The organism is Halomonas sp. HG01 (assembly GCF_000968715.2).
GTDB classification, from domain to species: Bacteria; Pseudomonadota; Gammaproteobacteria; order Pseudomonadales; family Halomonadaceae; genus Halomonas; species Halomonas halophila.
This window is the reverse complement of record NZ_CP022134.1, coordinates 128,395-151,759: the sequence shown is the minus strand read 5'-3', so window position 1 is coordinate 151,759 and position 23,365 is coordinate 128,395. Positions and strand designations below refer to the sequence as shown.

The following is a 23,365-nucleotide window of genomic DNA, read 5'->3' as shown; positions in this document are numbered from 1 at the left end:
ATGTCAGGCCGCCGGCTCGAGCAGCCGCCGCCAGACCGCGATGACCGCCTGGCGATGCGCGGCGAAGTCGGCGTTGTCGCCGCGGGCGGGATCGCCGGTCAGCGCCGCGCGGTGGGCCGCGGTGCGGCAGGCCAGATAGGCCTCGCGCAGGCGTTCGCCGTCCTCGGCGGGCAGCCGCTCGCACTGCTCCAGGGTCTCGAGGATGCGCATGTTGTCGCTCCACTCGAGCAGTGCCGGGCTGTCGTGGGCCATCGCCAGCACCGCGTACTGGCACAGGAACTCGATGTCGACCATGCCGCCGGGGTCCTGCTTGAGGTCGAAGTCGTCGCCCTCGCCCTGGCTCGCCAGGTGCTTGCGCATCTTGTGGCGCATCGCCACCACCTCCTCGCGCAGCGCCTCGACGTCGCGCTCGCGGCCGAGGATCTCGCCGCGCACGGCATCGAAGCCCTCGGCCAGGGTGTCGTGGCCGGCCACCACCCGGGCGCGCACCAGCGCCTGATGCTCCCAGGTCCAGGCCTCGCGGCGCTGGTAGTCGGCGAAGGCGTCGAGGCTCGACACCAGCAGCCCGGCATTGCCCGAGGGCCGCAGGCGCATGTCCACCTCGTAGAGACTGCCGGCGGGGGTCACCGCGGTGAGCAGGTGGATGACGCGCTGGCCGAGGCGGGTGAAGAACACCGCATTGTCGATCGGCCGGTCGCCGTCGGTGCTGCCACGGGTGGCGCCATCATGGAGGAACACCAGGTCCAGGTCGGAGCCGTAGCCGAGCTCGATGCCGCCGAGCTTGCCGTAGCCTATGATCAGGAATTCCGGGGCCTGACCACAGCGCTCGCCGTCGCGGCGCAGCGGGAAGCCGTGCTTGCGGGTCAGGTGCTTCCAGGCCATGCCCAGCACGGTTTCCAGCACCACCTCGGCGATGTAGGTGAGGTAGTCGCTGACCTTCATCAGGTGGCGGGTGCCGGCGATATCGGAGGCCGCCACGTGCAGCACCTGGGCGTGCTTGAACACGCGCAGCGCCTCGAGCTCGGCCTCTTCGTCGCCCTCGGGAATCCGCCCCAGGGCCTGGCGCAACTCGTCGGCCAGCCGCGCCTTGTCGGCCGGCGTGTAGAGGGTGTCCGGGGTCAGCAGCTCGTCGAGCAGGATCGGATAGCGAGCCAGCTGCTCGGCGATCCAGGGGCTGGCGCTGCACAGGTGCATCAGATGCTCCAGCGCCTCGGGATTCTCGCGCAGCAGCGCCAGATAGGCGGTGCGTCGCAGCACCGCCTCGACCAGCGGCAGCACCCGTTCCAGGGCCACGTCCGGCGCCTCGCTGTCCGCGGCGGCGTCGAGCAGCAGCGGCATCAGCGCCTCCAGGCGCTCGTAGCCGATGCGCTGCATGGCCTGCACCTGGCGCGAATCGCGCAGCGCGCGCAGCCGCCGCCAGGCGGCGGCCGGATCATGGAAACCCGCCTCCCGGAAACGCGCCTCGGCCTCCTCCTCGGCCGGCTCGCCGCGCCACAGCGCCCGCCATTCCTCGCGCTCGCGGCCGCCCGCCGGGGCGGGGGCATCCTCATCGGCGTCCTCGGGATCGGCGATCACCGCGTCGAAGTGGCGGCGGACCCGATCGCGCACCTCGTCGAGCCGCGCCATCAGCGCCGGCCAGTCCTCCATGTCCAGCGCCAGGGCCACCCGCTCACGGGCGACCTCTTCGGCCGGCAGGGTCTGGGTCTGGCGATCCTCCAGCGCCTGGATGGCGTGCTCGAGGTCGCGCAGGAAAACGTAGTCGGGGATCAGCTCGTCGACCACCGCGGCGGGCAGCAGGCCCAGGTCCGGCAGGCGCGACAGCGCCGTCTTCAGCGAGGTGACCTGCAGCTCGGTGTCGCGCCCGCCGCGGATCAGCTGGAAGGCCTGGACCACGAACTCCACCTCGCGGATGCCGCCGGGGCCGAGCTTGATGTTGTCCTGCATGCCGCGACGGCGCACCTCGCGGTTGATCATCGCCTTGAGCTCGCGCAGCGACTCGATGGCGCCGAAGTCCAGGTAGCGGCGATAGACGAAGGGTCGGATGCTCGCCAGCAGCTCGGCACCGGCCTCGAGATCGCCGGCCACCGGGCGCGCCTTGAGCATGGCGTAGCGCTCCCACTCGCGGCCCTGGTCCTGGTAGTAGCTGGCCAGCGAGGCGAAGTTGCCGACCAGCGGACCGCCGTCGCCCAGCGGGCGCAGGCGCATGTCGACGCGGAAGGCGAAGCCGTCGGCGGTCACCGCGTCCAGCGCGCCGATCAGCTTCTGGCCGATCTTGGTGAAGTATTCCTGGTGCTCGAGCGCCTTGCGCCCGCCCACCGTCTCGCCCTTCTCGGGGAAGGCGAAGATCAGGTCGATGTCGGAGGAGAGGTTGAGCTCGCCGGCGCCGAGCTTGCCCATGCCGAGCACCACCAGGCGCTGCTCGCCGCCGTCGGCGCGCGGCCCGGGGCGGCCCCAGCGCGCCTCGAAGTGGCGCTCGAGCCAGGCCAGCGCCTGCTCCAGGCAGGTCTCGGCGAGCCGGGTGACGGCGGCCGCGGTGGCCCACATGTCGATGCCCGGCGGACGGGTCAGGTCGCGCCACACGATGCCCAGCATGCGCGCCTGGCGGAAGCGGCGCACCGCGGCGTGCATGGCCGCCTCGTCCTCGGCGGCCTCCAGGCGCTCGGCCAGGGTCTCGCTCAGGGTGTCGGCGTCCGGCGCGGCGTCCAGCTCGCCCAGGGCATCGAGCTGCGGCAGCCAGTCGGGGTGGCGAATCAGCGTCTCGGCGACGAACTCCGACACCGCCAGCACCCGCGCCAGCTGCGCGCGGCGATGCGGTGCCAGCGCCGCCCAGCTCTCGCCGGGGCCTTCCTGCTGGCGCATGTCGGCCAGGTTGTCGGCCTGCTCGAGGGCCGTGGCCAGGCGTTCCCGGGCGTGTTGCAGCGGGGCCGCCAGCGGCTCGGGAATGGCGTCCAGCGGCAGGAAGTCGTCGGGCAGGGCCATGGGCGTCTCGCATCCGGTTGATCGATGCCCTCAGCATACCCAAGCCGGGGCGCCGCGCACTAGCCGGCGGCCGCCCGCCTCAGCCCAGGAACCGGTCCCAGGCGATCAGCCCCCAGGTCAGACCGACGGTCAGCAGCGCCATCATTACCGCCGCCGAGCCAATGTCCTTGGCGCGGCCGGAGAGCTTGTGGCGCTCCGGGCCGATGCGATCGACCACGTTCTCGATGGCGCTGTTGAGCAGCTCGACGATCAGCACCAGCAGGCAGCTGCCGATCAGCAGGATCCACTCCACCGGCTCGCGGCCCAGCCACACGGCCAGCGGTGCCATCACCAGGCACAGGCCGAGCTCCTGGCGAAAGGCGGCCTCGTGGCGATAGGCCGCCCCGAGGCCCTTGAGGGAGTAGCGAGTGGAGTGCACCAGATGGCGCCAGCCGGTGTATCCGGGTTTCATCGATTTCATCCATCAGCTTCGGCGTGGGAACGCCGATGGTAGCAGAGCCGAATGGGGCAATTATGACGCGCCGGCCAACGTGACTCAGTGCGCCTCGATCATCGCCGAGAGGTCCACCGACAGCCGGTCCAGCACCTGGGACCAGCTCAGGTAGGGCGTCGAGCCGGTGCCGTTGACCAGCACGCTGAACACGCCCCAGCGCCCGGTGCGGGTGCGGAAGTAGCCGGCCGCGGCGCGCACCGACACCGGCTGGTTGAGGGTGCCGGTCTTGAGCATGACGTGGTCCTGGAAAGTCGCCGGGCCGCGGCGAATGAAGCGCATCACGCCGTTGCTCGGCGACTGCAGGGCGGCGACGAAGCTCGGGAACAGCGAGGGCTGACGGAACATGTGCTCGAGCAGCACGTTCACCCCGGCGGCGCTGGTGCGGTTCTCCGGCGTCAGGCCGCTGCCGCTGTCCAGGCGCAGCGGGCCGTGGCCCGCCAGGCCGCCGGCGAAGGCCTCGATGGCATCGCCACCCTGGCTCAGCGACGGGCGCGGCGTCTTGGCCAGATCCAGCGTCAGGGTGTCGGCCATGAAATTGTTGGAATAGTTGAGCGTGCGCAGCAGCAGCTCCTGCAGCGGCTTGCCGTCCACCGCGGCCAGGCGCGAGGCGCTGGCCGGCGGCTCCAGCGTGGTGGTGACGTGCCCGCCGGCCACCGCGATGCCGGCCTGCTCGAGCATTGCCATCAAGGTGCGGCCCGCCTGCTCGGCGGGGTCGGAGCTGGTGCGATAGAGCTCGCGCGGACGAGCATTGGTGGAAATCTGCCCGGACACCCGCATCACGTCACCGTCGCCGTCGGTGACCCGCTCCGCCGCCAGCTGGGTGCCACTGTCGGGCGGCCGGGTCTCGATGCGGTTGTCGATGCGCACCAGATCGGCCTGGCCGTCGCAGGGCGTGACCTGGGCCGGCGCGCCGGCGGTACGCGCCGGCGCCACGGTCACGCACCAATTGCCGTAGTTGACCGCCGCCGAGGAGAGCAGCGCGCTGTAGGCGTTGTCGACGCGACGCTGGCCCTCGCAGCGATCGGTGGTCAGGCAGGCCACCGGGCCGAAGCGCCACTGGCTGACCACCAGCCGGCCAGCGACTTCGCGCACCCCGGCCTGATGCAGCCGCTGCACCAGTCGCCACAGGTCCTCGGTGGTCAGTGCCGGATCGCCGCCACCATCGAGGATCAGGTCGCCCTGCAGCACGCCCTCGGCGTCGGGCTCGGCGCTGCCGAGCAGCTGCGTGGTGAAACGATGCTGGGGGCCGAAGCGCTCGAGTGCCGCCGCCGCGGTATATATCTTGGACACCGAGGCCGGCGACAGCTGGCGCTCCGGCGAGAGGCTGCCCAGGGTCTCGCCCGGCTCGCCGTTGCCCAGCAGGCGCGCCTCGGCACCGATCAGGAAGCCGTCATCGGCCAGTTCCTCGAGGTGGGAGAACCCGTGCCCCAGGGCGGTCAGGGGCAGCAGCGACAGCAGGCAGAGCGAGAGACAGCGAGACAGCATGGGCATCATCCGTGAGGTCGAAGGGCACAGGAGAAAGCGCGGCAGAGCCGCAGTCTACCCGTGCCCCAGGCGCGATTCGACCGTGCGCCACCTCAGTGGGCAGACACCCGGGAAAAGGCCTGGATGACCACCACCCCGCCGATGATCATGGCAAGGCCCAGCGCCGCCGGCGCATCCAGGCGCTCGCCGTAGACCAGGACGCCGATCAGGGTCACCAGCACGATGCCGAGCCCGGCCCAGAAGGCATAGGCGATGCCCACCGGCAGGGTGCGCAGCGCCAGCGTCAGCAGGTAGAAGGCCAGCACGTAACCGACCACCACGGTCACGCTCGGCCACAGCCGGGTGAACTCCTGAGAGGCCTTCAGCGAGCTGGTCGCCACCACCTCGGCGACGATCGCCAGTGCCAGGTACAGATAGGCCATCAGGCACCTCCCCGCGCCAGCCGACGGCGCATCACGAGATCGAACAGCGTATTGAAGACCATGGCATAGGCCAGGAAGAACAGCATGAAGCCGAGGTCCAGCCAGAAGGCCTCCACGAGGCCGATGCCCATCCACCAGGCGACCGCCGGCAGGGTCATCACCAGCAGACCGAGCTCGAAACCGAAGGACTGGGCGAAGCGCTGTCTCAGGCTGCGGCGACGAGTCGGCACCAGCGCATCGAAGACGCGATTCCAGACCAGGTTCCAGAGCATGGCGGCGGTGGCCAGCCCTGCGGCCAGCACGCCGATCTCGCCCATGTCATGGCCGGTCAGCCAGCTGGCCAGTGGCGTCACCATCAACAGGCCGCCGGCCTCGAACAGCGTGGTATGCGTCAGACGTTCCTTCCAGGAGCGCATCGTCACCTCCCAAGATATCGTCACGAGACCATCTGGCCTCGACCTGACGGACTATTCTCGCCACCATGGCGATGGATACGAGTTAGATTCCATCTACAAATCCGATAGGTCACCCATGCGCTGGACCCTCGATCAGCTGGAAGTGCTCATCGCCTGCGCCGAGTGCGGCTCCTTCTCCGCCGCGGCCCGGCACCTGGGCCGCGCCCAGTCGGCGGTGAGCACCGCCGTCGCTCACCTGGAGGCCGACCTGGCCTGCACGCTCTTCGACCGCGACGGCCGCCTGCCGCGCCTGACCGAGGCCGGCGAGGCCCTGCTCCACGAGGCCCGCGCGGTGCTGCGCCAGTGCCAGCGGCTGGACTCCCGCGCCAGGGCCATCGCCGAGGGCGAGGAGGCCCGGCTGGTGCTGGCCATCGACGAGGCGCTGGTCGAGATGCCGCCGGTGGACGAGACCCTTGAGGCCCTGGCCCACCACTATCCCGCCCTGCAGCTGACCCTGCTCTACGGCGCCCAGGGCGATATCGCCGGCTGGGTCGAGGATCGCACCGCCGATCTGGGCATCCTGCTCGGCCGGCTCGGCCGCGGCCCGCTGCTCGAGGGCATGCCGATCGCCCATCTGCGCCAGTCGCTGGTGGTCGGCCGCGACCACCCGTTGGCCGATCAGGGGCCGCCTTCCCTCAGTGATCTGGCCCATCACCGCCAGCTGCTGATCGCCTCGCGTTCGGGGGACGACGCCGAAACGCCGCTCAGCGCCCAGTTCTGGCGCCTCAACAGCTTCTACTCGATGGGTGAGCTGGCCGTTCGCGGCCTCGGTTGGGCCCTGGTCCCCGAGCACATCGCCCGCTATCCACCGTTCCGCGAGCACCTGGTCACGCTGTCGGACGACACCCTGGGCACCCTGCCGATCCTCGACGTGGAGACGGTCTCGCGCCGGGACGCGGCCCAGGGGCCGATCGCCCGCTGGCTGCGGCGGACGCTGGGTGAACGATTTCGCGACCGCCGCAGCCGCTGAGCCGCCTCACTCGACCGGCAGCAGCCCCGGGCGATGCGGCAGCTCGGCGACCATCCTCCACAGCGGCTGACCGCTGAGGTGGTACTTGCGCTCGAAGTGGGTCAGGAAATCCCCCGCCGGATCGTGGGCTTCCACCGGCGCGGCGACGCCGGTCGCCTGCTCGACCGCCAGCGAGAACTCCTCGACGTAGAGCCGCCAGTTGGAACGCAGCTCCAGCCGCCCGCCCAGCGCCAGGATGGCGGGGAACACCGGATGCCCCTGCCAGCGCATCTTGAGGTGCGTCGACTTGGGGTAGGGGTTCGGGTACAGCAGGTAGTGGCGTACCGGGCGCCAGCCGGCGGCCAGCGCCAGCCGCCAGAAGTCCACCAGGTCGGCACGCACCAGCAGGGCATTGTCGGGCGGCGCGCCGTGCTCCCGGGACAGCCGGTCGGCGCTGCGGTCCACGCCGATCACCACGCAGTCGGGATGGGCCTCGGCCAGCCGCCGCGTCGACAGCCCCACGCCACAGCAGGCGTCGAGGATCAGCGGCGCCTCGCCGTACGACGCCCGCCACGCCTCGGCCGCGGCGAAGGCCTCGCGGGTATGATCGGCCAGCGGCTTGCGCAGCGGATGGGTCAGGGCCCGTTCGACCCGGCGTGCCAGATCGTGATGGGGGCCGGGCTGGTTGGACGTGATGATGCGGGAACGCTCGGACATGGCGGTGATCGGTCGGGGGCTTGGGAAGGCATGCATTCTACCAGCCATGGGCCGGCCCGAGGGCCTCTCGCCTGCCCGGCCGGCCGGGTTGTGGAAAACCCCTCCATGCCCCGCATGACGGCGCACCGGGCCGGGTGCTATGATCCTTGGCCAAAAGGACAATAGCAGCCCATATATCAACCGCACTACGAGGAACCCGGCTTGTCACATTTACCGGTGATCGTGGGCATGGGTGGCGTGAATCCCGCCGGCCGAGCCTCGGGACATCAGGCGTTTCGCCGCACCGTGCTCGACGCCTTGCCCGACGACGTCCAAGCCCAGACCCTGCTCGGCCTGGCGGCCATGATGCGCCTGGCCAGCGCCCAGGCCGACGATGCCTGGCACGACGCCGACGGCAACCCCCTCGACGCCGCGGCCATCGTCGAGCAGACCCGCCAGCGCGTGCTCGACCATACCCTGATCCGTCGCAACGAAGACCCCCGTTTCAACGCCGAGGGCCTGCCCGCCAACCGTCGCGCCAGCCTCGATCTCGAGGCGCCGATGACCTTCCGGGTACGCCGTCGTCAGCTGCCGGACAGCCTGCCGCCCACCTGGCAGGTCCGCGAGATCGACCGCAAGCATCTGGAAGTGACGGTGCCGGCCGGCGAGATGGACGTCATGCTGCCCGAGACTCGCCCGGCCCAGGTGCGCGCCGCCGGCCAGCTGCCCTCCGGCTTCGAGCCCGGTCAGCTGTACCGCAGCGTGCACCATCCGCGCGGCCTGTCCATGGCGATCTTCGCCGCCAGCGACTGCCTGGGCGACAGCGGCCTGGCCTGGGAAGACCTGCATGACCGACTCGACCCCGACCAGGTCGCCGTCTACGCCGGCAACTCCATCGGCCAGCTCGACGACGACGGCTGGGGCGGGCTGCTCAAGAGCTTCGCCACCGGCAAGCGCGCCACCTCCAAGCAGATGCCGCTGGGCTACGGCCAGATGCCGGCCGACTTCCTCAACGCCTATGTCCTCGGCAGCGTCGGCAGCACCGGCGCGGCACTCGGCGCCTGCGCCAGCTTCCTCTACAACCTGCGCCTGGGCGTCGACGACATCCGCGCCGGCCGCCGCCGGGTGGTGATGGTCGGCACCGCCGACGCGCCGATCACCCCCGAGATCATCGAGGGCTTCCGCACCATGGGCGCCCTGGCCGACGACGAGAGTCTCAAGGCGCTGGACGCCCTCGAGCTGCTCACCGACCTGGACTACCAGCGCGCCTGCCGCCCGTTCGCCCGCAACTGCGGCTTCACCATGGGCGAGTCCAGTCAGTTCGTGATGCTGATGGACGACGCCCTGGCGCTGGAGGTCGGCGCCGAGGTGCTGGGCAGCGTGCCGGACGTGTTCGTCAACGCCGACGGCTGGAAGCGCTCGATCTCGGCGCCCGGCATCGGCAACTACATCACCCTCGGCAAGGCCGCCTCGCTGGTGCGCGAGATGCTCGGCGAGACCGCCCTGCGCGAACGCACCTTCCTGCACGCCCACGGCACCAGCACGCCGAAGAACCGCGAGACCGAGTCCCACGTCTTCGACATGGTCGCCCAGGCCCACGGCATCGAGGACTGGCCGGTGGTGGCGGTCAAGGCCTTCGTCGGCCATTCCCAGGGCAGCGCCGCCGGCGACCAGCTGGCCAGCGCCCTGGGCAGCTTCGCCCACGACCTGCTGCCGGGCATCCCGACCCTGGATGACAGCCAGCCCGAAGACCTGCACGCCGAACGCCTGCGACTGTTCCGCGAGCCGCTGCGCTTCGCCGCCGACGCCGCCTTCGTCAACGCCAAGGGCTTCGGCGGCAACAACGCCACCGGCGTGGTGCTGTCGCCGGCCGTCACCGAGCGGCTGATGACCGCCCGCCACGGCGACGCCGCGATGGACGAATGGCGCAGCCGCCGCGAGGCCACCCGCCAGGCCGCCGCCGCCTATCATCGCGAGGCCGACCGCGGCCGCTTCCAGCCCCGCTATCGCTTCGGCGAGGGCGTGCTGGAGGGCCCCGAGCTCGAGGTCGGCGCGGACAGCATCCGCATCCCGGGCTACGCCAAGCCGGTCTCGCTGGCCGTGGACAATCCCTTCGGACGCCTCGACGACGGAGAAGCGTGATGAACGTCGCCGTCTACCCCGGCACCTTCGACCCCATTACCAACGGTCACTTCGACCTGATCGAGCGCGCCTCGCGGCTGTTCGACAAGGTGGTGGTGGCCATCGCCACCAGCCCCGGCAAGGGGCCGACGCTGGACCTCGATACCCGGACCGCCCTGGCGCGCCGGGTGGTCGAGGGCCTCGACAACGTCGAGGTGACGGGTTTCTCGGGGCTGATGACCGAATTCATGAAGCAGCAGCAGGCCCGGGTGCTGCTGCGCGGGCTGCGCGCGGTCTCGGACTTCGAGTACGAGCTGCAGCTGGCCAACATGAACCGCGCCCAGATGCCCGAGCTCGAGACGGTGTTCCTGACACCGGAGGTGGAGAACTCCTACATCTCCTCGAGCCTGGTGCGCGAGATCGCCCGGCTCGGCGGCGACGTCTCGAAGCACGTGCACCCCGAGGTCGCCGAAACGCTGAAGCGGCATTACAATACCTGACCATGGCACTCGGGCATGATGCCCGAGCCCGCCGGCCGCGATTTTCGTGAGGTACTCCATGGCCCTGATGATCACCGACGAGTGCATCAACTGCGACGTCTGCGAACCCGAATGCCCCAACGGCGCCATCTCGCCGGGGGAAGAGATCTACGTCATCGACCCCGGCCTGTGCACCGAGTGCGTCGGCCACTATGACGAGCCCCAGTGCCAGCAGGTCTGCCCGGTGGACTGCATCCCGCTCGACCCCGAGCGCAAGGAGAGCCAGGAGCAGCTGATGGCGAAGTACGAGCGCATCACCGCCGCCTGACCGTCTCGCCACTACAGACGCCGCGACGACAGACACCACGACGTCCCGCCTTGCGCGGGGCGTCGTGTTTGCAGGTCGCGTTTACATCTCGTCGGCGCGACGACTCACCTCACAGCCCAGACAGCGCCGGAACGTCGCCTCGGCGGGCGTCTTGATCAGCGTCTCCGCGGCCTCCTCGACGTTACCGCCCAAGGCGCTGAACGGCAGCGAGACCAGAAACACCGCCGTGCCACCCACCGTGGCCGCGGCCAGCAGCGGCCGGGCGAACAGGGCATCCACCGCCATGGCGCCGCCGCTGGGACGCGCTTCATCGTCCGTGGCCAGCGCCGACGGTGCGCTCATCAGCAGCGCCAGTAGCAACGCCAGCCCCAGGCTCCCACCGTTCACTCGTGTCATGGCTCGTCCCTCCTGCGATGGTGACATTCGGGGACGCCTCCCCGGCTTTCTCTCCAGCGTAGACGGACTGGCGACGCCGGGCCGCTTGCACTGCCCGATGCCAGCGGCCATGCTCCCCGCCTCCAGCCACCGACCGGAGCCACCGTGACCGCGACCGCCTCGACCGCCCGTTCCTCACAGCGCATCTGGGCTCTGGCCTGGCCGATCATCCTCTCCAACATCACCGTGCCGCTGCTCGGCCTGGTCGATACCGCCGTGGTCGGCCATCTGCCGGATTCCCGCTACCTGGCCGCGGTGACGCTCGGCGCCACCCTGTTCGGCTTCCTCTACTGGGGCTTCGGCTTCCTGCGCATGGGCACCACCGGGCTGACCTCCCAGGCGGCGGGCCGGGAGGACGACGAATCGGTGAAGACCCTGCTGGGCCAGTCGCTGCTGCTGGCGGCGGCGATCGGCGTCGTGCTGATCCTGGCCGGCGACCCCCTGATCGCGCTCGGCCTCCGGCTGCTCGACGGCAGCCCCGAGGCCACCCGGCTGGCCGCGGAATACGCCGGCATCCGGCTGCTTTCGGCGCCGGCGGTGCTGGCCAACTACGCCATCCTCGGCTGGTTCCTCGGCCAGCAGAACTCACGGGTGACCCTGGCGCTGCTGGTGCTGACCAACGGCGTCAACATCGTCCTGGACCTGGTGTTCGTGGTCGGCCTGGGCATGACCAGCGACGGCGTGGCCTGGGCCACGGTGATCGCCGACTACACGGCGCTGGCCTTCGGCCTGTGGCGGGTGTGGCACCAGCTGGCGGGCCTCGGCGGACGCTTTCGCCGCGCGCGGCTGCTGCGGCTCTCGGCCTACCGTGAGCTGTTCGCGGTCAACGCCCAGCTGTTCGTGCGCACCCTGGGGCTGCTGTTTGCCATGGCCTTCTTCACCTCCCGCGGCGCCGCCCAGGGCGACACCGTGCTGGCGGCCAACGCCGTGCTGCTGCAGTTCATCATGCTGACCTCCTACGGCCTGGACGGCTTCGCCCACGCCGCCGAGGCGCTGACCGGCCGAGCAGTGGGCCGCGGTCGCTGGGAGGAGTTCGCCGCCTCGGTGCGCGCCGCGGCGCGTTTCTCGCTGCTCACCGCCGGCCTCGCTTCCCTGGCCTTCGCCATCGGCGGCCCCTGGCTGATCGCCCTGCTCACCGGGCTGCCGGAAGTGCGCGACACCGCCGGCGAGTACCTGCCGTGGATGGTCGCCATGCCGCTGATCGCGGTGTGGAGCTACCTGCTCGACGGCGTCTTCATCGGCACCACGTCCACGCGCGAGATGCGCAACAGCATCTTCATCGCCCTGGCGGTCTATCTGCCCGTCTGGTGGCTGAGTCGCGGCCTCGGCAACCACGGGCTATGGCTGGCCTTCACCCTGTTCACCGCGGTGCGCTCGGGGGTGCTGATCGCCTATTACCTTCACTACCGCCGCACGCGCTGGTCAGGCACCGACGTTTAAACCGCGTCGGGCGGAAAAACTTAGACATTCGTCGGCTTTGACTACATTTTACCTTTACGTTGGCGTCAATTGACCCGAGGCTTGCTCTCCCAGCCGCTCCGGCGGCTCTTCACCAGCGAAAAGGGATGTCTCCATGCTGAAGGTAATCTCGCGTCCGGCCGTGAAGCTGGTCGAACGCTACCTGCCCGACCCTTATATCTTCGTGCTGCTGCTGACCGTGATCGCCGCGGCGGCGGCCATCGCCGTGGAACGCCAGACGCCGCTGGCGGTGCTGCGCTTCTGGGGCGACGGCTTCTGGAACCTGCTGACCTTCTCGATGCAGATGCTGCTGGTGCTGGTCACCGGCTACATGCTGGCCAGCTCGCCGCCCGTGAAACGCCTGCTGCGGCGCCTCGCCGGCCTGGCCAACAACGCCGGCGCGGCGATCGTACTGGTCACCCTGGTGTCGCTGGCGGCGAGCTGGATCAACTGGGGCTTCGGCCTGGTGGTCGGCGCGCTGTTCGCCAAGGAGCTCGCCAAGCAGATCCGCGTCGACTACCGGCTGCTGGTGGCCAGCGCCTACTCGGGCTTCATCGTCTGGCACGGCGGCCTGGCCGGCTCGGTGCCGCTGACCATCGCCACCGAGGGCCACTTCAGCGTCGAGCAGATCGGCGTGATCGGTACCTCCGAAACCATCTTCTCGCTGTTCAACCTGGCCATCGTGGTGGCGCTGTTCGTCGCCGTACCGCTGTTCAACCGCCTGATGCTGCCCGACGAGAAGGACAGCGTGTTCATCGACCCGAGCCTGCTCGAGGACGACGAGGAGCGGCGCGTGCGCATCACCCGCCCGGCGGAACGCCTCGAGAACAGCATGACCCTGGCCTGGCTGGTCGGCATCCCCGGGCTCCTGTTCCTGGTCGACCACTTCGTGCTGCAGGGCGGCGGGCTCAACCTCAACGTGGTCAACTTCCTGTTCCTGTTCCTGGCCATCGTGCTGCACCGCACCCCGCGCAGCCTGCTCGAGAGCCTGCAGGAGGCGATCAAGGGTGGCGCCGGCATCGTCATCCAGTTCCCCTTCTACGCCGGCATCATGGCGATCATGGTGCAGTCGGGGCTGGCCGAGACGCTGTCCCAGGCGCTGGTCTCGCTGGCCACCGAGACCACATTGCCGTTCTGGACCTTCATCAGCGCCGGCATCGTCAACATCTTCGTGCCCTCCGGCGGCGGCCAGTGGGCCGTGCAGGCGCCGGTGATGCTGCCGGCCGCCGAGGCGCTGGGCGTCGACGTGCCGCGGGTCGCCATGGCCGTGGCCTGGGGCGACGCCTGGACCAACCTGCTGCAGCCGTTCTGGGCCCTGCCGGTGCTCGGCATCGCCGGCCTCAAGGCCAAGGACATCATGGGCTTCTGCCTGGTCCAGCTGCTGCTGACCGGCATCATCATCGCCGTCGGCCTGACCTGGTTGTAACCAGCGCTCTCTTTTAAACAATGGCAACCAGGAACGCCTTGTCCCCATTGCGGGGGCAAGGCGTTATGCTGTGGGGAAAATAGACCCAAGGATCCCCTCTCGATGGACGAACACGCCCTTTCCGGCCAGCACGAACTGACCATGACCGTGCTGATGACCCCCGACATGGCCAACTTCAGCGGCAAGGTGCACGGCGGCGCCATCCTCAAGAAGCTCGACGAGGTGGCCTACGCCTGCGCCAGCCGCTTCTCCGGGCACTACGTGGTGACCCTGTCGGTGGACCAGGTGCTGTTCAAGCAGCCGATCCACGTCGGCGAGCTAGTGACCTTCCTCGCCAGCGTCAATCACGTGGGCCGCTCCTCCATGGAGATCGGCATCAAGGTGGTCGCCGAGGACATCCAGAACAAGCTGATCCGCCACACCAACAGCTGTTACCTGACCATGGTGGCGGTGGACGAGCACGGCAAGCCGGCCCGGGTACCGGAGCTGGCCCTCGAGACCGATACCCAGCGGCTGCGTTTCGAGAAGGCCGAGATGCGCAAGCAACGGCGCAAGCAGGCCGAGGAAGAGGAGCGCCGTGCCCAGGTCGAACACGGCGCCGGATGATGCATCAGTAGGAGGTTTCCTGGATCGCCTCGCCACCCTGCTCGATGTCCTGGCCCACGCCGCGCACGGTGTTGCAGCCGGCGAGCAGGGACAGGGTGAAGAGCGCGGCGATCGACAGCAGAAGAGTCCGTTTCATATGAGCTCCTGAGTATGGGTTCATGAGAACTGCCTGTGCCGATTCAATCTAGCAAACCCGGCGCGTTGAGCCAGCCCCGTCAGGTCAACAGCAGCCGCAGCATGATCGCCACGATCACCGCCACGGTCAGCCACTTCACCCACAGCGCCCCCCGGGGGCTCATGTTGACCTTCACCGCCAGCCAGGCGCCGGTCATGCTGCCGGCGGCCAGCGCCAGGCCGTAGCCCCAGCGCACCTGGCCCTCGAACACGAACACGGCCAGTGCTGGCAGGGTGTAGACCAGCACGATCAGCACCTTGAAGACGTTCACCTGGGCCAGGTCGATCTTCAGCAAGCGGTAGAGCACCACGATGAACAGGATACCCACCCCGACCTGGATGAAGCCGCCGTAGACGCCGATGGCGAACATCGCCAGATAGATCGCCGGCGTGAGCCGCTCCGGCGTCAGCGGCCGGGTCTCGAGCTTCGGCTGCGGCAGCAGCATCAGCAGCGCCGACAGCGCCATGACCACCACCAGTACGGTCTCGAACAGGGCGTCGCTCACGTCCAGCGCCAGGCGAGCCCCGAGCAGGGCGCCGAGCATCGCCGGCACCGCCAGGCGCAGGCTCAGGCCCAGGTGATGGGCGCCGGCGCGGAAGAAGTTGGCCACCGCCGACACGCTCTGCAGGGCGACCGACACCCGGTTGGTGCCGTTGGCGGCCTGGGGCGGCAACCCCAGGAAGATCAGCAGCGGCAGGGTCAGCATCGAGCCCCCCGCCGACAGCACGTTGATGAAGCCGGCCAGCCCGCCGATGGCGAACAGGGCCAGGAGCTCGAGTGGCGTCATGATGGCATCCTTTCCGGTCGGTGACGCGCCCGGGGCATCGCCGGGCGCCGCGCTGTGCCATCATAGCGCCATCACGCCCCCAGGATGCCACCAGGAGCCCCCATGACGGACGTCACGCTGGATCCCCGCCTGATCGAGGACAGCCACCCGCTCACCGAGCTGCCGCTGTGCCAGCTGCGGCTGATGGACGACACCCGCTACCCCTGGCTGGTGCTGATTCCGCGCCGGACCGGCGTGGTCGAGGTATTCGACATGAGCGAGGACGATCAGCAGCAGCTGTGGCGCGAGGCCGGCCTGCTCGGTCGCGCCATCAAGGAGACCCTCGGCGGCGACAAGCTCAACATCGCCACCCTCGGCAACCTGGTGCCGCAGCTACATCTGCACGTGGTGCTGCGCCGGGAAGGCGACGACGCCTGGCCGGGGCCGGTCTGGGGCCAGGGCCAGGCCGAACCCTACGATCTGGACGGCCTGGCGGCGATGCGCGACCGGCTGCTGGCGATCGTCGACGGCATCGACACCCTGCGCGGGTCGTAAGTCAGAGAGGCTAGCGGTCGAGGCGAACGCTCAGCTCGGTCAGCAGCGGCTCGACCAGCGACGGCGGCAGCGGCCGGCCGCCGCGCCAGGCGGTCATCGCCAGCCGGCTCCGGCCAACGTTCGCCTCGCCGTTCACGCCGTCGGCCGCCTCGATATCGAGCTGCACGCGATAGCCGGGCCAGCGGGCGATCACCGCCTCCAGGCGCCCCAGTTCGGCGTCGGCGTGGCGAATCACATAGCCGCGCTCCATCAGCATCGACAGCGAGGCCTCCAGCACCGAGGCCGGCGCCACCGCGAGCGTGCGGGTGGCGGGCACGGCCGGCGACGGCGGCGTCGCGCATCCTCCCAGCCCCAGCCCTGGTCCCAGTATCAGCCCAAGCGCCAGCAGCGCCGCCCGTGTCACGCCCGAACGTCTCATGAGGCCTCCTCCGACCGACGGCGCATCGCCTCGCGCAGCTCGCGGCAGAAGCCGTCGTCGCTGGCGGTGCGCGAGCGGCGCAGCTCGCCCCGCCAGTCGAACAGGCGGATATCCCGGCTCACCCGCACCGTCCGCTCGCCGATCGCCACCGAGACCCGCTCGATCTCGGTGGCCTCGTCGTCGAGCAGGCCGAAGCCCACGCCGCCGCCGATCAGCACCCCGTGGCCGACGGCGCCGCGGGACGCGCCCAGCAGGAAGATGTCCGGCTCGGGGGCGCCGTGGAAGAAGGTACGCCGGGAGCGCTCGGCGCTGACCAGCCCCAGCGTCGTCTCGGTGTGGCGGATCAGGAAGTCGTCGTCCTCCAGCGCCGCCACCGCGCCGGCCAGGGTGATCGGCGGCACGTCGTCGCCGCGCGGCCAGTGGCACGCCTCGGCGGGCGGCGGCTCGGCCACCGGCAGCTGTGATGGCAGCGCCTGACAGCCGGCCAGCCCCGCGAGCAGGATGATTCCCAATGGACGCCACATGCGCGATTTCTCCTAGATCTGCCTGGAGTCTAGCAGCGCGCCCCCTTGAAAGACGGCGACGACGCCTCGATGTCATGGAACAGGGCTATGATGGCGATGCAGTCAATTAGCTTATCCCCCATGCTCTGCTCGCATACACTGCTCGCCTACATCGGCAGTACAGAGATCAAGGAGGCATCTACATGAGCGACACCAACAGCATCGGCCTGCACGAAGGCAGCGCCAGCCAGCTCGCCGAGCGACTCAACGTCCTGCTGGCCAACTATCAGATCTTCTACATGAACGTGCGCGGCTACCACTGGAACGTGAAGGGCCAGCAGTTCTTCCAGCTGCACGAGAAGTTCGAGGAGCTCTACACCGACCTGCTGACCAAGGTCGACGAAGTCGCCGAGCGCATCCTGACCCTGGGCCATACCCCGGTGCACGCCTACAGCGACTACTTCAAGATCGCCAGCATCGAGGAAGACAAGAACGTTCACGACGGCCAGGCCTGCGTGCGCGGCGTGGTTCAGGGCTACCAGCAGATGCTCGAGCTGCAGCGCGAGATCCTCTCGCTGGCCTCCGATGCCGACGACGAGGGCACCGCGGCCCAGGTCGGCGACTACATCCGCGAGCAGGAGAAAACCGTCTGGATGCTCAACGCCTATCTCGGTTGAGCCTGAAAACGCACCAGCACCAGATGACGCCGCCCCTCGGGGCGGCGTCTTGCGTTGGTCGGGAAAGAGTCAGGACGGTTCGTCGCCCGACGCGGCGGCGCCCGACGCTTCGCCCTCGGCGGCACGCACCAGCTCGTCGGGCAGCGGCTTCTTCATGCGCACGCCCAGCCGCTCCAGCTCGCGGGCCTGGGCCACCAGGCTGCCCTGGCCCTCGGAGAGCCGGTTGACCGCGCGGCGATGGCTGTCACCGGCGCGCTCAAGATGGCGCCCCACCTCCTGCAGGCTCTCCACCAGGCCGGAGAACTTGGTCAGCAGCCGCTCGGCGCGCTCGCCGATCAGCCGCGCGTTCTCGTTCTGGCGCTCCAGGCTCCACAGCCCGGCCACGGTGCGCAGGCTGGCCAGCAGCGTGGTCGGCGTGACCATCACCACCTGGCGGTCGAAGGCCTCCTGGAACAGCGTCGGGTCGCGCTCGAAGGCCGCCGCGAAGGCCGGTTCCACCGCCACGAACAGGAACACGAAGTCCGGCGAGTGCAGCCCCGGCAGGGCGGGATAGTCCTTGGCGGCGAGCCCGCGCACGTGGGCGCGCAGCGAGCGCAGGTGATCGCCCATGGCCGCCTCGCGCTCGGCCTCGCCCTCGGCGTTGACCACCCGGTTCCAGGCCACCAGCGAGACCTTGGCGTCGACGATCAGATGGCGCGACTCGGGCAGGTAGATGACGGCATCTGGACGCTGCCGGCCGGCCTCGCCGTCGATCGACACCTCGCGACGGTATTCGACGTCGCGGCGCAGGCCGCTGCGCTCCAGCACCGTCTCGAGGATCAGCTCGCCCCAGTTGCCCTGGGCCTTCTGATCGCCCTTGAGCGCCCGGGCAAGCGTGGCCGCCTCGTCACCGAGTCGGGCGTTGAGCCCGGCCAGCTGGTCGAGCTGGGCCTTGAGCGAGCCGCGCTCGCGCTGCTCCTGGCCGTGCAGCGTCTCGACCCGCTGGCGGAACTGCTCGACCTGCTCGCGGAACGGCTGGAGCAAGGCCTCCAGGCTCTCGCGACTCTGGGCGCTGTAGGCCTGCTGACGCTCCTCGAAGACCTTGCCGGCGAGCTGGTGGAACTCGTCCTTGAGCCGCTCCCGGGCCTCCTCCAGCAGCGCCAGCTGCTCGCGATGGCGGAGCGCCGTCTGTTCGCGCTCCGCCTCCAGCCGAGCCGAGCGCTCGCGCTGTTCGGCCAGCCGGTCGCGGGCCTCGCCGAGTTCTGCCTCGAGGCTCTCCAGCCGCTCGCGGCAGCCGTCGAGCTGGGCGTCGCTCTGGGTCAGCTCCTGCTCCAGCCGGGCGGCGGCGTTCCGGCGCTCGGCCAGTTCGTCGCGCGTCTCGGACAGCTCGCGGCGCGCCTCATCCCGCTCGCGGCACGTTTCGGCCAGCCGGCGCCGCTGGGCGAGCCCCCAGCCGACGGCCAGCAGCGCCAGCGCGCCGAGGGCGATCATCACGCCACCGCCGGTTCCCGTCATCTCATCGAGCATGCTGCCCTCCCTGATCACGCCCGTCGCGAACGCCGCACGCTCCCGCGCGGCGATATCGCCGTCACTATACTGGGAACACCGCTCACCCGCCGAGGAGGCTTCGATGCGCCGCCCGACGACCGCCCTGCTCGCCTCGCTCCTGCTGCCGCTCGCGCTGCCATCGCCGGCCATGGCGGACGACATCCGCCACGGGCCCGTGGTCTACGGCACCGGCGAGACGCATCAGCACGGGCCCGCCCACTACGGCAACGGCCCGGACGATCGGGAGACGCCGGGCCGCTATCGCACCCATCCGCGAGAGACCGAGCCCCGGCGACACGATAGCGCGACGCCGCTGATCATCGTCGAGCCGCGGATCGACCTCGACGACCGCTGGCGCCCGCACGATCCCCGGCCACGACACCCCCACGGCCCCCGACGCATCGATCGCGACCGGGTCGGCGAATCGCACTGGTTCCTTGAGCACGACAGGGCCCGTGGCCGGCACTGAGCCGGCTCAGCTCGCCGGCGTGGCCAGGTCCTCGATCAGCGCTCGCAGCAATCCCCAGAACTCCTCCACCGAGGCCAGCTCGACCCGCTCGTCCGGCGAGTGGGCGCCGCGGATCAGCGGGCCGAAGGAGATCATCGACATGTCCGGGTACTTGGCGCCGAGGATGCCGCACTCCAGGCCGGCGTGGATCACCTTGACCTGGGGGTCGACGTCCAGCCGCGCGGCATGCAGCGCGCGGAAGCGGGCCAGCAGCGGGCTATCGGGGTCCGGCGTCCAGCCCGGATAGGCGTTCTCGACCCGGGTGCGGGCGCCGATCAGGTCGAACAGCGCGCGGAAGCGGTCGGCCAGATCCTCGACCGCGCTGTCACGCAGCGAACGCACCAGGGCGCAGAGATGGAAGCGACCCGCCTCCAGCGACACCACGCCCAGGTTGTTGGAGGTCTCCACCACCCCGGGCACGGCCACGCTCATGCGCTCGACGCCGCAGGGCGCGGCGTGCAGCGCGGCCACCAGCAGCCGGCTGGCATCGCGGGTGAGCGCCTCGCCCTCGGGGGCCGACACGCGCTCGAGCGCCAGCGCCAGGCCGTCGTCGGCGCCGGCCAGCTCGTCGCGCAGCCGGGCCTCCAGGGTCGGCAGCCGCTCGCGGGCGGCCTCGACCGCGTCGACGGGCAGCGCCAGGGTGGCGAAGGCCTCCCTCGGCAGGGCGTTGCGCAGGGTACCGCCGCGATAGTCGACCAGCCGCGCGTCGAGCGACTCCAGGTCGCGCAGCACCCGCATCAGCAGGCGGTTGGCGTTGCCGCGGCCCTTGTCGATATCGATGCCGGAGTGGCCGCCGCGCAGGCCGGTGAGGGACAACCGCACCGCGACTTCCTCGTCGCGCAGCGCCGAGGTCGGCAGCTGGGCGTCGACCATCACGTCGGCCCCGCCGGCGCAGCCGATGTAGACCTGACCGCGATCCTCGGAGTCCAGGTTGAGCAGCAGCCGGCCGTCCAGCCAGTCCTCGGCCAGGTTCAGCGCGCCGCCCATGGAGGACTCCTCCTCGAGGGTGAACAGCGCCTCCAGCGGGCCGTGGGTCAGGGTGTCATCCTCGAGGACCGCCAGCGCCGCCGCCACGCCGAGGCCGTTGTCGGCGCCCAGGGTGGTGTGTCGGGCGTGCAGCCAGCCATCCTCCACAAAGGTATCGATGGGGTCGCGGGTGAAGTCGTGGGGATGATCGGCGTTGGCCTGGGCGACCATGTCCAGATGGCCCTGCAGCACGATGCCCGGCGCGCCTTCATGGCCGGGGCTGGCCGGCTTGCGCAGGCGCAGGTTGCCGTAGGCGTCGCGGTCGTGGGCCAGGCCGCGCTGGTCGGCCCAGGCCTCGAGGAGGGCCACCAGCGCGGCCTCGTGGCCGGAGGGGCGCGGCGTGTTGCACAGGGTGCGGAAGTGGCGCCACAGGGGCTGCGGCGAGAGCTGCTCGAGATGTGCGTTCATGGTGCTTCTGTATCGACGTTGACCCGGGCACTCTACCCCTCGCCCCGGCCCGAGGAAAGCGTCGGCCCGGCCAGCCGGCGCGCCACCTGCTGGCGGCGCCAGGCGTCCACCGCCTTGCCGCCGGCGAGCCCCAGCCGCGCGGCCAGCCAGGCCGTGTCGCGGCCCTGGAAGGCCCAGGCGGCGAGCGCCGCGAGATCGGCGTCCGCCTCGCCGGTGCCTTCGCGGGCGGCGACCCGGCGGATCAGCGCCTGGATCGCGGGACGCACCAGCGCCGGCTCGCGGTGGCCGTGGGCCACGTCCTCGAGGTCGCGGCACGCCGCGTCGTCGAGCGGCCGGGGCTCGCCCTCGGCCAGCAGCGCCAGCGCCACCGCCGGGTCGAGCGCCTTCAGCTCGAAGGCCAGCAGCGACGGCAGCAGGGCCTGGAAATGGCTCGCCAGCCGCTCGGCCAGGGCCTCGCCGCCCTCGCCCGCCGGCGCGACCACCATCACCGCGTGCTCGCCGGTGGCCGCCTCGCGGGTCAGGCCGAGGCGCACCGTGCGAAAGCCCTGGGCGCGCCAGAAGGCGAGCAGCCCCGGCTCGGCGCCGAAGCTCGCCCCCAGCAGGGCGACGCCCGCGTCACCGGCCGCCTCTCGCTCCCGCGCCAGCAGTTCGCGTCCCAGCCCGCGGCGACGCGCGCCCGAATGCACGGCGATGCGCTGCACCCGGCGCAGGCGGCCGGTCAACGCCTCCCGCGAGCCGGCGTGGGCGGCCAGCGACTGGGCCATCAGGTGCCCGCGCGGGCGGCGCTCGCCCCGCGCCACCCGCTCGGCCAGGGCGGCGTCGAAGCCGCCCTCGTCGGCCACCACCGCCACGGCCGCGGGGCCGGCGGCATCGCCCAGGGTGACGACCCGGGTGTCCGGACCGTCCAGCAGGTGGCGCAGATCGCTCGGCGTGGTGCGGTAGTGGGCCTGCACCAGCAACCCGAACAGCGCCCGCAGGCGCGGCTCGTCATGGGCCAGCGCCTCCGGCGACTCGACCCGCCAGGCGGCCGTGGCCTTCGATCCGATGTCATCGGGCGCGACCGGCTCGGCGTCGAGCATCAGCAGCCTCGAGGTCAACGCCTCCAGCGGGTCGTCCTCGGCCCAGCGGATCGGCGCGGACAGGTGATACTCCCGCCACTCCGGCGTCAGGCGCTCCAGCCGCGCGCGGAAGCGCAGCGCGAAGCCGCGCCCGGCGCCTTCGTAGCCGTGCACAGTGGTGGCGAAGGCGATGCGCGGGAAGGCCGACAGCCACTGCCCGAGCAGCCCGGCCGGCATCGCCGCGGCCTCGTCGACCAGCAGCCAGGTGCCGGCGCCGCCGGCCTCGCCGCGCGCGACGCGGGCGCTGAGCTCGTCCGGCGCGAGGAAGGTCACGCGGCCGCCGGCATCCTCGAAGCGGTTCCCCTGGTGCCGGCCCTCGGGGCACAGCGCGGCGAGACGCTCGAACAGCCCGGCCACCGCCGCGGGGCGCGGCGCGGTGACGAGGATCTCGATCTCGGCGCCGTCTTGCTGCGCCTTCGCCAGCAGCCGGGCGCAGGCGATGCCGAGCGCCGCCGTCTTGCCGCGACCACGGTCGGCGGTGAGCACCAGCGGCCGGCGCCGGCGTAGCCGGACCAGCCGCGCCACCGCCTCGGCCTGATCGGCGGTCAGGCAGTCGCCATCGTCGGGCGCCGCCTCGGATATCGGCCCAGACGGCGGCGCCTCGGGCCAGTCGGGCAGCATCGGCGGGCCCTCGGCGGGCCAGCGGATCGTCCGCGGCGACGCCTCCAGCAGGCGGGCGAGACGCGCCAGATAGTGCGCCGAGAGCGCCTCGGCCGCATGCGGGTGGGCGGCGAGCCGGGCGTAGTCGGCGTCGGGGCGCGCGCCCCAGTCGTCGGGGGTCAGCAGCACCAGCAGCCCACCGGCGCGCAGGGTGCCCGAGAGCGCGCCGAAGGCGTCGGGGTCGAAGCCGGCCCCGGGCGACAACGCGTCGAAGACGATCAGGTCGTGCTCGCCGCCGAGCCGGTTCCGCGCCTTGGCGGCGGGCAGCCAGGCCGCGGCTTCGAGCCCGGCAGGCGGCTCGGGGCCGACCCACAGTGGCGCTTTGACGCCGAGGGCATGCCAGAGCGCCAGTCCCCGGGCACGCACATCCTCGACCTCACCGGACAGCCACACCAGGCCCCGCCAGCGGCGTTCGCCCAGGCAGAGCTGACAGGCCAGCAGCTCGGCGGGCACGGAAGCTTCCATCAGTAGTCTCTTCAATCGCTGAACTTTGGTCTAAGCGGGTGACGCCCTTTCAACGCCCGGCGCCCCTTCGGCGATGCAGCATACCGGCCATACCCTTGTTTTATACACCTGAAAATCAAGGATTTTGCCTGACCAGAAGGACAACACTGCCGACCCGCGCGGCCGCCACTTCGACGTTTGGAGGCCTTCTCGCGCTCCCTGCGCCCCATGCTAGCTTGTTTCCAGGG

At 70.7% G+C, this 23,365-nt stretch carries 24 protein-coding genes; 10 read left to right on the top strand and 14 right to left on the bottom strand.

The genetic code is table 11. The features are described from left to right. Positions 1 to 3: 3 nt before the first annotated feature. The 5 genes from glnE to UN84_RS00660 all read right to left on the bottom strand — a co-directional run bounded on the left by glnE (position 4) and on the right by UN84_RS00660 (position 5,795). Positions 4 to 2,979 carry a bifunctional [glutamate--ammonia ligase]-adenylyl-L-tyrosine phosphorylase/[glutamate--ammonia-ligase] adenylyltransferase gene (glnE, locus tag UN84_RS00680; RefSeq protein ID WP_046078094.1) on the bottom strand — a complete coding sequence of 992 codons (2,976 nt, stop codon included), beginning with the start codon at positions 2,977 to 2,979 and terminating at the stop codon, positions 4 to 6. Between the two features lie 79 nt (positions 2,980 to 3,058). Beyond that, a complete protein-coding gene (locus UN84_RS00675; RefSeq protein WP_035599364.1) occupies positions 3,059 to 3,430 on the bottom strand; it encodes a diacylglycerol kinase in 372 nt (123 codons plus the stop codon). 84 nt (positions 3,431 to 3,514) lie between these two features. Further along, positions 3,515 to 4,957, bottom strand: coding sequence for a D-alanyl-D-alanine carboxypeptidase/D-alanyl-D-alanine endopeptidase (gene dacB / locus UN84_RS00670; protein WP_046078095.1), 1,443 nt, complete (start codon positions 4,955 to 4,957; stop codon positions 3,515 to 3,517). A gap of 92 nt (positions 4,958 to 5,049) precedes the next feature. Then, positions 5,050 to 5,382: a DMT family transporter gene (locus UN84_RS00665; protein WP_173835036.1), complete on the bottom strand. Its 333-nt coding sequence runs from the start codon at positions 5,380 to 5,382 to the stop codon at positions 5,050 to 5,052. Next, the gene (locus UN84_RS00660) at positions 5,379 to 5,795 is read right to left on the bottom strand and encodes a PACE efflux transporter (protein WP_052719266.1); all 417 of its coding nucleotides are present in this window, start codon (positions 5,793 to 5,795) and stop codon (positions 5,379 to 5,381) included. The genes UN84_RS00665 and UN84_RS00660 overlap by 4 nt, the downstream gene beginning before the upstream one ends. Before the next feature lie 115 nt (positions 5,796 to 5,910). On the opposite strand from UN84_RS00660, the gene UN84_RS00655 reads away from it, so the two are divergent. Then, positions 5,911 to 6,804: a LysR family transcriptional regulator gene (locus UN84_RS00655; protein WP_046078098.1), complete on the top strand. Its 894-nt coding sequence runs from the start codon at positions 5,911 to 5,913 to the stop codon at positions 6,802 to 6,804. A gap of 6 nt (positions 6,805 to 6,810) precedes the next feature. Here UN84_RS00655 and trmB read toward each other — a convergent pair whose 3' ends face one another. Beyond that, complete coding sequence (trmB, locus tag UN84_RS00650; protein ID WP_046078099.1) at positions 6,811 to 7,500, bottom strand: tRNA (guanine(46)-N(7))-methyltransferase TrmB; 690 nt, start codon at positions 7,498 to 7,500, stop codon at positions 6,811 to 6,813. A gap of 228 nt (positions 7,501 to 7,728) precedes the next feature. Between trmB and UN84_RS00645 the strand changes: the two genes are divergently transcribed. The 3 genes from UN84_RS00645 to UN84_RS00635 are packed head-to-tail and all read left to right on the top strand — an operon-like array spanning position 7,729 to position 10,407. Then, positions 7,729 to 9,621, top strand: coding sequence for a beta-ketoacyl synthase (locus tag UN84_RS00645; protein ID WP_046078100.1), 1,893 nt, complete (start codon positions 7,729 to 7,731; stop codon positions 9,619 to 9,621). Beyond that, on the top strand, positions 9,621 to 10,100 hold the full coding sequence (gene coaD, locus UN84_RS00640) for a pantetheine-phosphate adenylyltransferase (RefSeq protein WP_035599346.1): 480 nt from the start codon (positions 9,621 to 9,623) through the stop codon (positions 10,098 to 10,100). Before UN84_RS00645 ends, coaD begins: the two co-directional genes overlap by 1 nt. Positions 10,101 to 10,158: 58 nt before the next feature. Next, on the top strand, positions 10,159 to 10,407 hold the full coding sequence (locus UN84_RS00635; RefSeq protein ID WP_046078101.1) for a YfhL family 4Fe-4S dicluster ferredoxin: 249 nt from the start codon (positions 10,159 to 10,161) through the stop codon (positions 10,405 to 10,407). Between the two features lie 81 nt (positions 10,408 to 10,488). Here UN84_RS00635 and UN84_RS00630 read toward each other — a convergent pair whose 3' ends face one another. Continuing rightward, the gene (locus tag UN84_RS00630) at positions 10,489 to 10,803 is read right to left on the bottom strand and encodes a hypothetical protein (RefSeq protein WP_082090813.1); all 315 of its coding nucleotides are present in this window, start codon (positions 10,801 to 10,803) and stop codon (positions 10,489 to 10,491) included. Positions 10,804 to 10,947: 144 nt separating this feature from the next. On the opposite strand from UN84_RS00630, the gene UN84_RS00625 reads away from it, so the two are divergent. The 3 genes from UN84_RS00625 (at position 10,948) to UN84_RS00615 (ending at position 14,332) form a co-directional block, all read left to right on the top strand. Next, a complete protein-coding gene (locus UN84_RS00625) occupies positions 10,948 to 12,282 on the top strand; it encodes an MATE family efflux transporter (protein WP_046078102.1) in 1,335 nt (444 codons plus the stop codon). Between the two features lie 133 nt (positions 12,283 to 12,415). Then, positions 12,416 to 13,726, top strand: coding sequence for a short-chain fatty acid transporter (locus UN84_RS00620; protein WP_046078103.1), 1,311 nt, complete (start codon positions 12,416 to 12,418; stop codon positions 13,724 to 13,726). A 102-nt stretch (positions 13,727 to 13,828) separates the two neighbouring features. Continuing rightward, positions 13,829 to 14,332 (top strand): acyl-CoA thioesterase, encoded by a 504-nt coding sequence (locus tag UN84_RS00615; RefSeq protein ID WP_046078104.1) that lies wholly within the window; start codon positions 13,829 to 13,831, stop codon positions 14,330 to 14,332. A gap of 4 nt (positions 14,333 to 14,336) precedes the next feature. On the opposite strand, the gene UN84_RS00610 is transcribed toward UN84_RS00615, so the two are convergent. After that, positions 14,337 to 14,468, bottom strand: coding sequence for an entericidin A/B family lipoprotein (locus tag UN84_RS00610; RefSeq protein WP_035599326.1), 132 nt, complete (start codon positions 14,466 to 14,468; stop codon positions 14,337 to 14,339). 79 nt (positions 14,469 to 14,547) lie between these two features. Beyond that, a complete protein-coding gene (locus UN84_RS00605) occupies positions 14,548 to 15,294 on the bottom strand; it encodes a sulfite exporter TauE/SafE family protein (protein ID WP_046078105.1) in 747 nt (248 codons plus the stop codon). A gap of 102 nt (positions 15,295 to 15,396) precedes the next feature. Between UN84_RS00605 and UN84_RS00600 the strand changes: the two genes are divergently transcribed. Next, on the top strand, positions 15,397 to 15,828 hold the full coding sequence (locus UN84_RS00600) for an HIT domain-containing protein (protein ID WP_046078106.1): 432 nt from the start codon (positions 15,397 to 15,399) through the stop codon (positions 15,826 to 15,828). A gap of 10 nt (positions 15,829 to 15,838) precedes the next feature. On the opposite strand, the gene UN84_RS00595 is transcribed toward UN84_RS00600, so the two are convergent. Then, entirely contained in the window at positions 15,839 to 16,246 is a 408-nt protein-coding gene (locus UN84_RS00595) for a hypothetical protein (RefSeq protein ID WP_052719270.1), read from the bottom strand. Next, positions 16,243 to 16,770 (bottom strand): hypothetical protein, encoded by a 528-nt coding sequence (locus UN84_RS00590; protein ID WP_046078107.1) that lies wholly within the window; start codon positions 16,768 to 16,770, stop codon positions 16,243 to 16,245. The genes UN84_RS00595 and UN84_RS00590 overlap by 4 nt, the downstream gene beginning before the upstream one ends. Positions 16,771 to 16,952: 182 nt before the next feature. On the opposite strand from UN84_RS00590, the gene UN84_RS00585 reads away from it, so the two are divergent. Beyond that, entirely contained in the window at positions 16,953 to 17,426 is a 474-nt protein-coding gene (locus tag UN84_RS00585; protein WP_035599316.1) for a Dps family protein, read from the top strand. 69 nt (positions 17,427 to 17,495) lie between these two features. On the opposite strand, the gene rmuC is transcribed toward UN84_RS00585, so the two are convergent. Further along, positions 17,496 to 18,932, bottom strand: a complete 1,437-nt coding sequence (gene rmuC / locus UN84_RS00580) for a DNA recombination protein RmuC (RefSeq protein WP_046078108.1) — start codon at positions 18,930 to 18,932, stop codon at positions 17,496 to 17,498. 103 nt (positions 18,933 to 19,035) lie between these two features. Between rmuC and UN84_RS00575 the strand changes: the two genes are divergently transcribed. Continuing rightward, entirely contained in the window at positions 19,036 to 19,422 is a 387-nt protein-coding gene (locus tag UN84_RS00575; RefSeq protein ID WP_046078109.1) for a hypothetical protein, read from the top strand. A gap of 6 nt (positions 19,423 to 19,428) precedes the next feature. Here the strand turns inward: UN84_RS00575 and UN84_RS00570 are convergent, their stop codons facing one another. Further along, a complete protein-coding gene (locus UN84_RS00570) occupies positions 19,429 to 20,895 on the bottom strand; it encodes an aminoacyl-histidine dipeptidase (protein ID WP_173834934.1) in 1,467 nt (488 codons plus the stop codon). 32 nt (positions 20,896 to 20,927) lie between these two features. After that, on the bottom strand, positions 20,928 to 23,138 hold the full coding sequence (locus tag UN84_RS00565; protein ID WP_173834933.1) for a tRNA(Met) cytidine acetyltransferase TmcA: 2,211 nt from the start codon (positions 23,136 to 23,138) through the stop codon (positions 20,928 to 20,930). Positions 23,139 to 23,365 lie beyond the last annotated feature (227 nt).

Excerpts from the sequence above, each read along its gene's own strand:
- trmB (WP_046078099.1), bottom strand. The coding sequence starts at position 7,500 with ATGTCCGAGCGTTCCCGCATCATCACGTCCAACCAGCCCGGCCCCCAT.
- UN84_RS00565 (WP_173834933.1), bottom strand. The coding sequence starts at position 23,138 with ATGGAAGCTTCCGTGCCCGCCGAGCTGCTGGCCTGTCAGCTCTGCCTG.
- coaD (WP_035599346.1), top strand. The coding sequence starts at position 9,621 with ATGAACGTCGCCGTCTACCCCGGCACCTTCGACCCCATTACCAACGGT.
- UN84_RS00595 (WP_052719270.1), bottom strand. The coding sequence starts at position 16,246 with ATGAGACGTTCGGGCGTGACACGGGCGGCGCTGCTGGCGCTTGGGCTG.
- UN84_RS00660 (WP_052719266.1), bottom strand. The coding sequence starts at position 5,795 with ATGCGCTCCTGGAAGGAACGTCTGACGCATACCACGCTGTTCGAGGCC.
- UN84_RS00590 (WP_046078107.1), bottom strand. The coding sequence starts at position 16,770 with ATGTGGCGTCCATTGGGAATCATCCTGCTCGCGGGGCTGGCCGGCTGT.
- UN84_RS00630 (WP_082090813.1), bottom strand. The coding sequence starts at position 10,803 with ATGACACGAGTGAACGGTGGGAGCCTGGGGCTGGCGTTGCTACTGGCG.
- UN84_RS00620 (WP_046078103.1), top strand. The coding sequence starts at position 12,416 with ATGCTGAAGGTAATCTCGCGTCCGGCCGTGAAGCTGGTCGAACGCTAC.
- UN84_RS00645 (WP_046078100.1), top strand. The coding sequence starts at position 7,729 with ATGGGTGGCGTGAATCCCGCCGGCCGAGCCTCGGGACATCAGGCGTTT.
- UN84_RS00655 (WP_046078098.1), top strand. The coding sequence starts at position 5,911 with ATGCGCTGGACCCTCGATCAGCTGGAAGTGCTCATCGCCTGCGCCGAG.
- dacB (WP_046078095.1), bottom strand. The coding sequence starts at position 4,957 with ATGCTGTCTCGCTGTCTCTCGCTCTGCCTGCTGTCGCTGCTGCCCCTG.
- rmuC (WP_046078108.1), bottom strand. The coding sequence starts at position 18,932 with ATGCTCGATGAGATGACGGGAACCGGCGGTGGCGTGATGATCGCCCTC.
- UN84_RS00675 (WP_035599364.1), bottom strand. The coding sequence starts at position 3,430 with ATGAAACCCGGATACACCGGCTGGCGCCATCTGGTGCACTCCACTCGC.
- glnE (WP_046078094.1), bottom strand. The coding sequence starts at position 2,979 with ATGGCCCTGCCCGACGACTTCCTGCCGCTGGACGCCATTCCCGAGCCG.
- UN84_RS00600 (WP_046078106.1), top strand. The coding sequence starts at position 15,397 with ATGACGGACGTCACGCTGGATCCCCGCCTGATCGAGGACAGCCACCCG.
- UN84_RS00570 (WP_173834934.1), bottom strand. The coding sequence starts at position 20,895 with ATGAACGCACATCTCGAGCAGCTCTCGCCGCAGCCCCTGTGGCGCCAC.
- UN84_RS00585 (WP_035599316.1), top strand. The coding sequence starts at position 16,953 with ATGAGCGACACCAACAGCATCGGCCTGCACGAAGGCAGCGCCAGCCAG.
- UN84_RS00615 (WP_046078104.1), top strand. The coding sequence starts at position 13,829 with ATGGACGAACACGCCCTTTCCGGCCAGCACGAACTGACCATGACCGTG.
- UN84_RS00635 (WP_046078101.1), top strand. The coding sequence starts at position 10,159 with ATGGCCCTGATGATCACCGACGAGTGCATCAACTGCGACGTCTGCGAA.
- UN84_RS00605 (WP_046078105.1), bottom strand. The coding sequence starts at position 15,294 with ATGACGCCACTCGAGCTCCTGGCCCTGTTCGCCATCGGCGGGCTGGCC.
- UN84_RS00575 (WP_046078109.1), top strand. The coding sequence starts at position 19,036 with ATGCGCCGCCCGACGACCGCCCTGCTCGCCTCGCTCCTGCTGCCGCTC.
- UN84_RS00610 (WP_035599326.1), bottom strand. The coding sequence starts at position 14,468 with ATGAAACGGACTCTTCTGCTGTCGATCGCCGCGCTCTTCACCCTGTCC.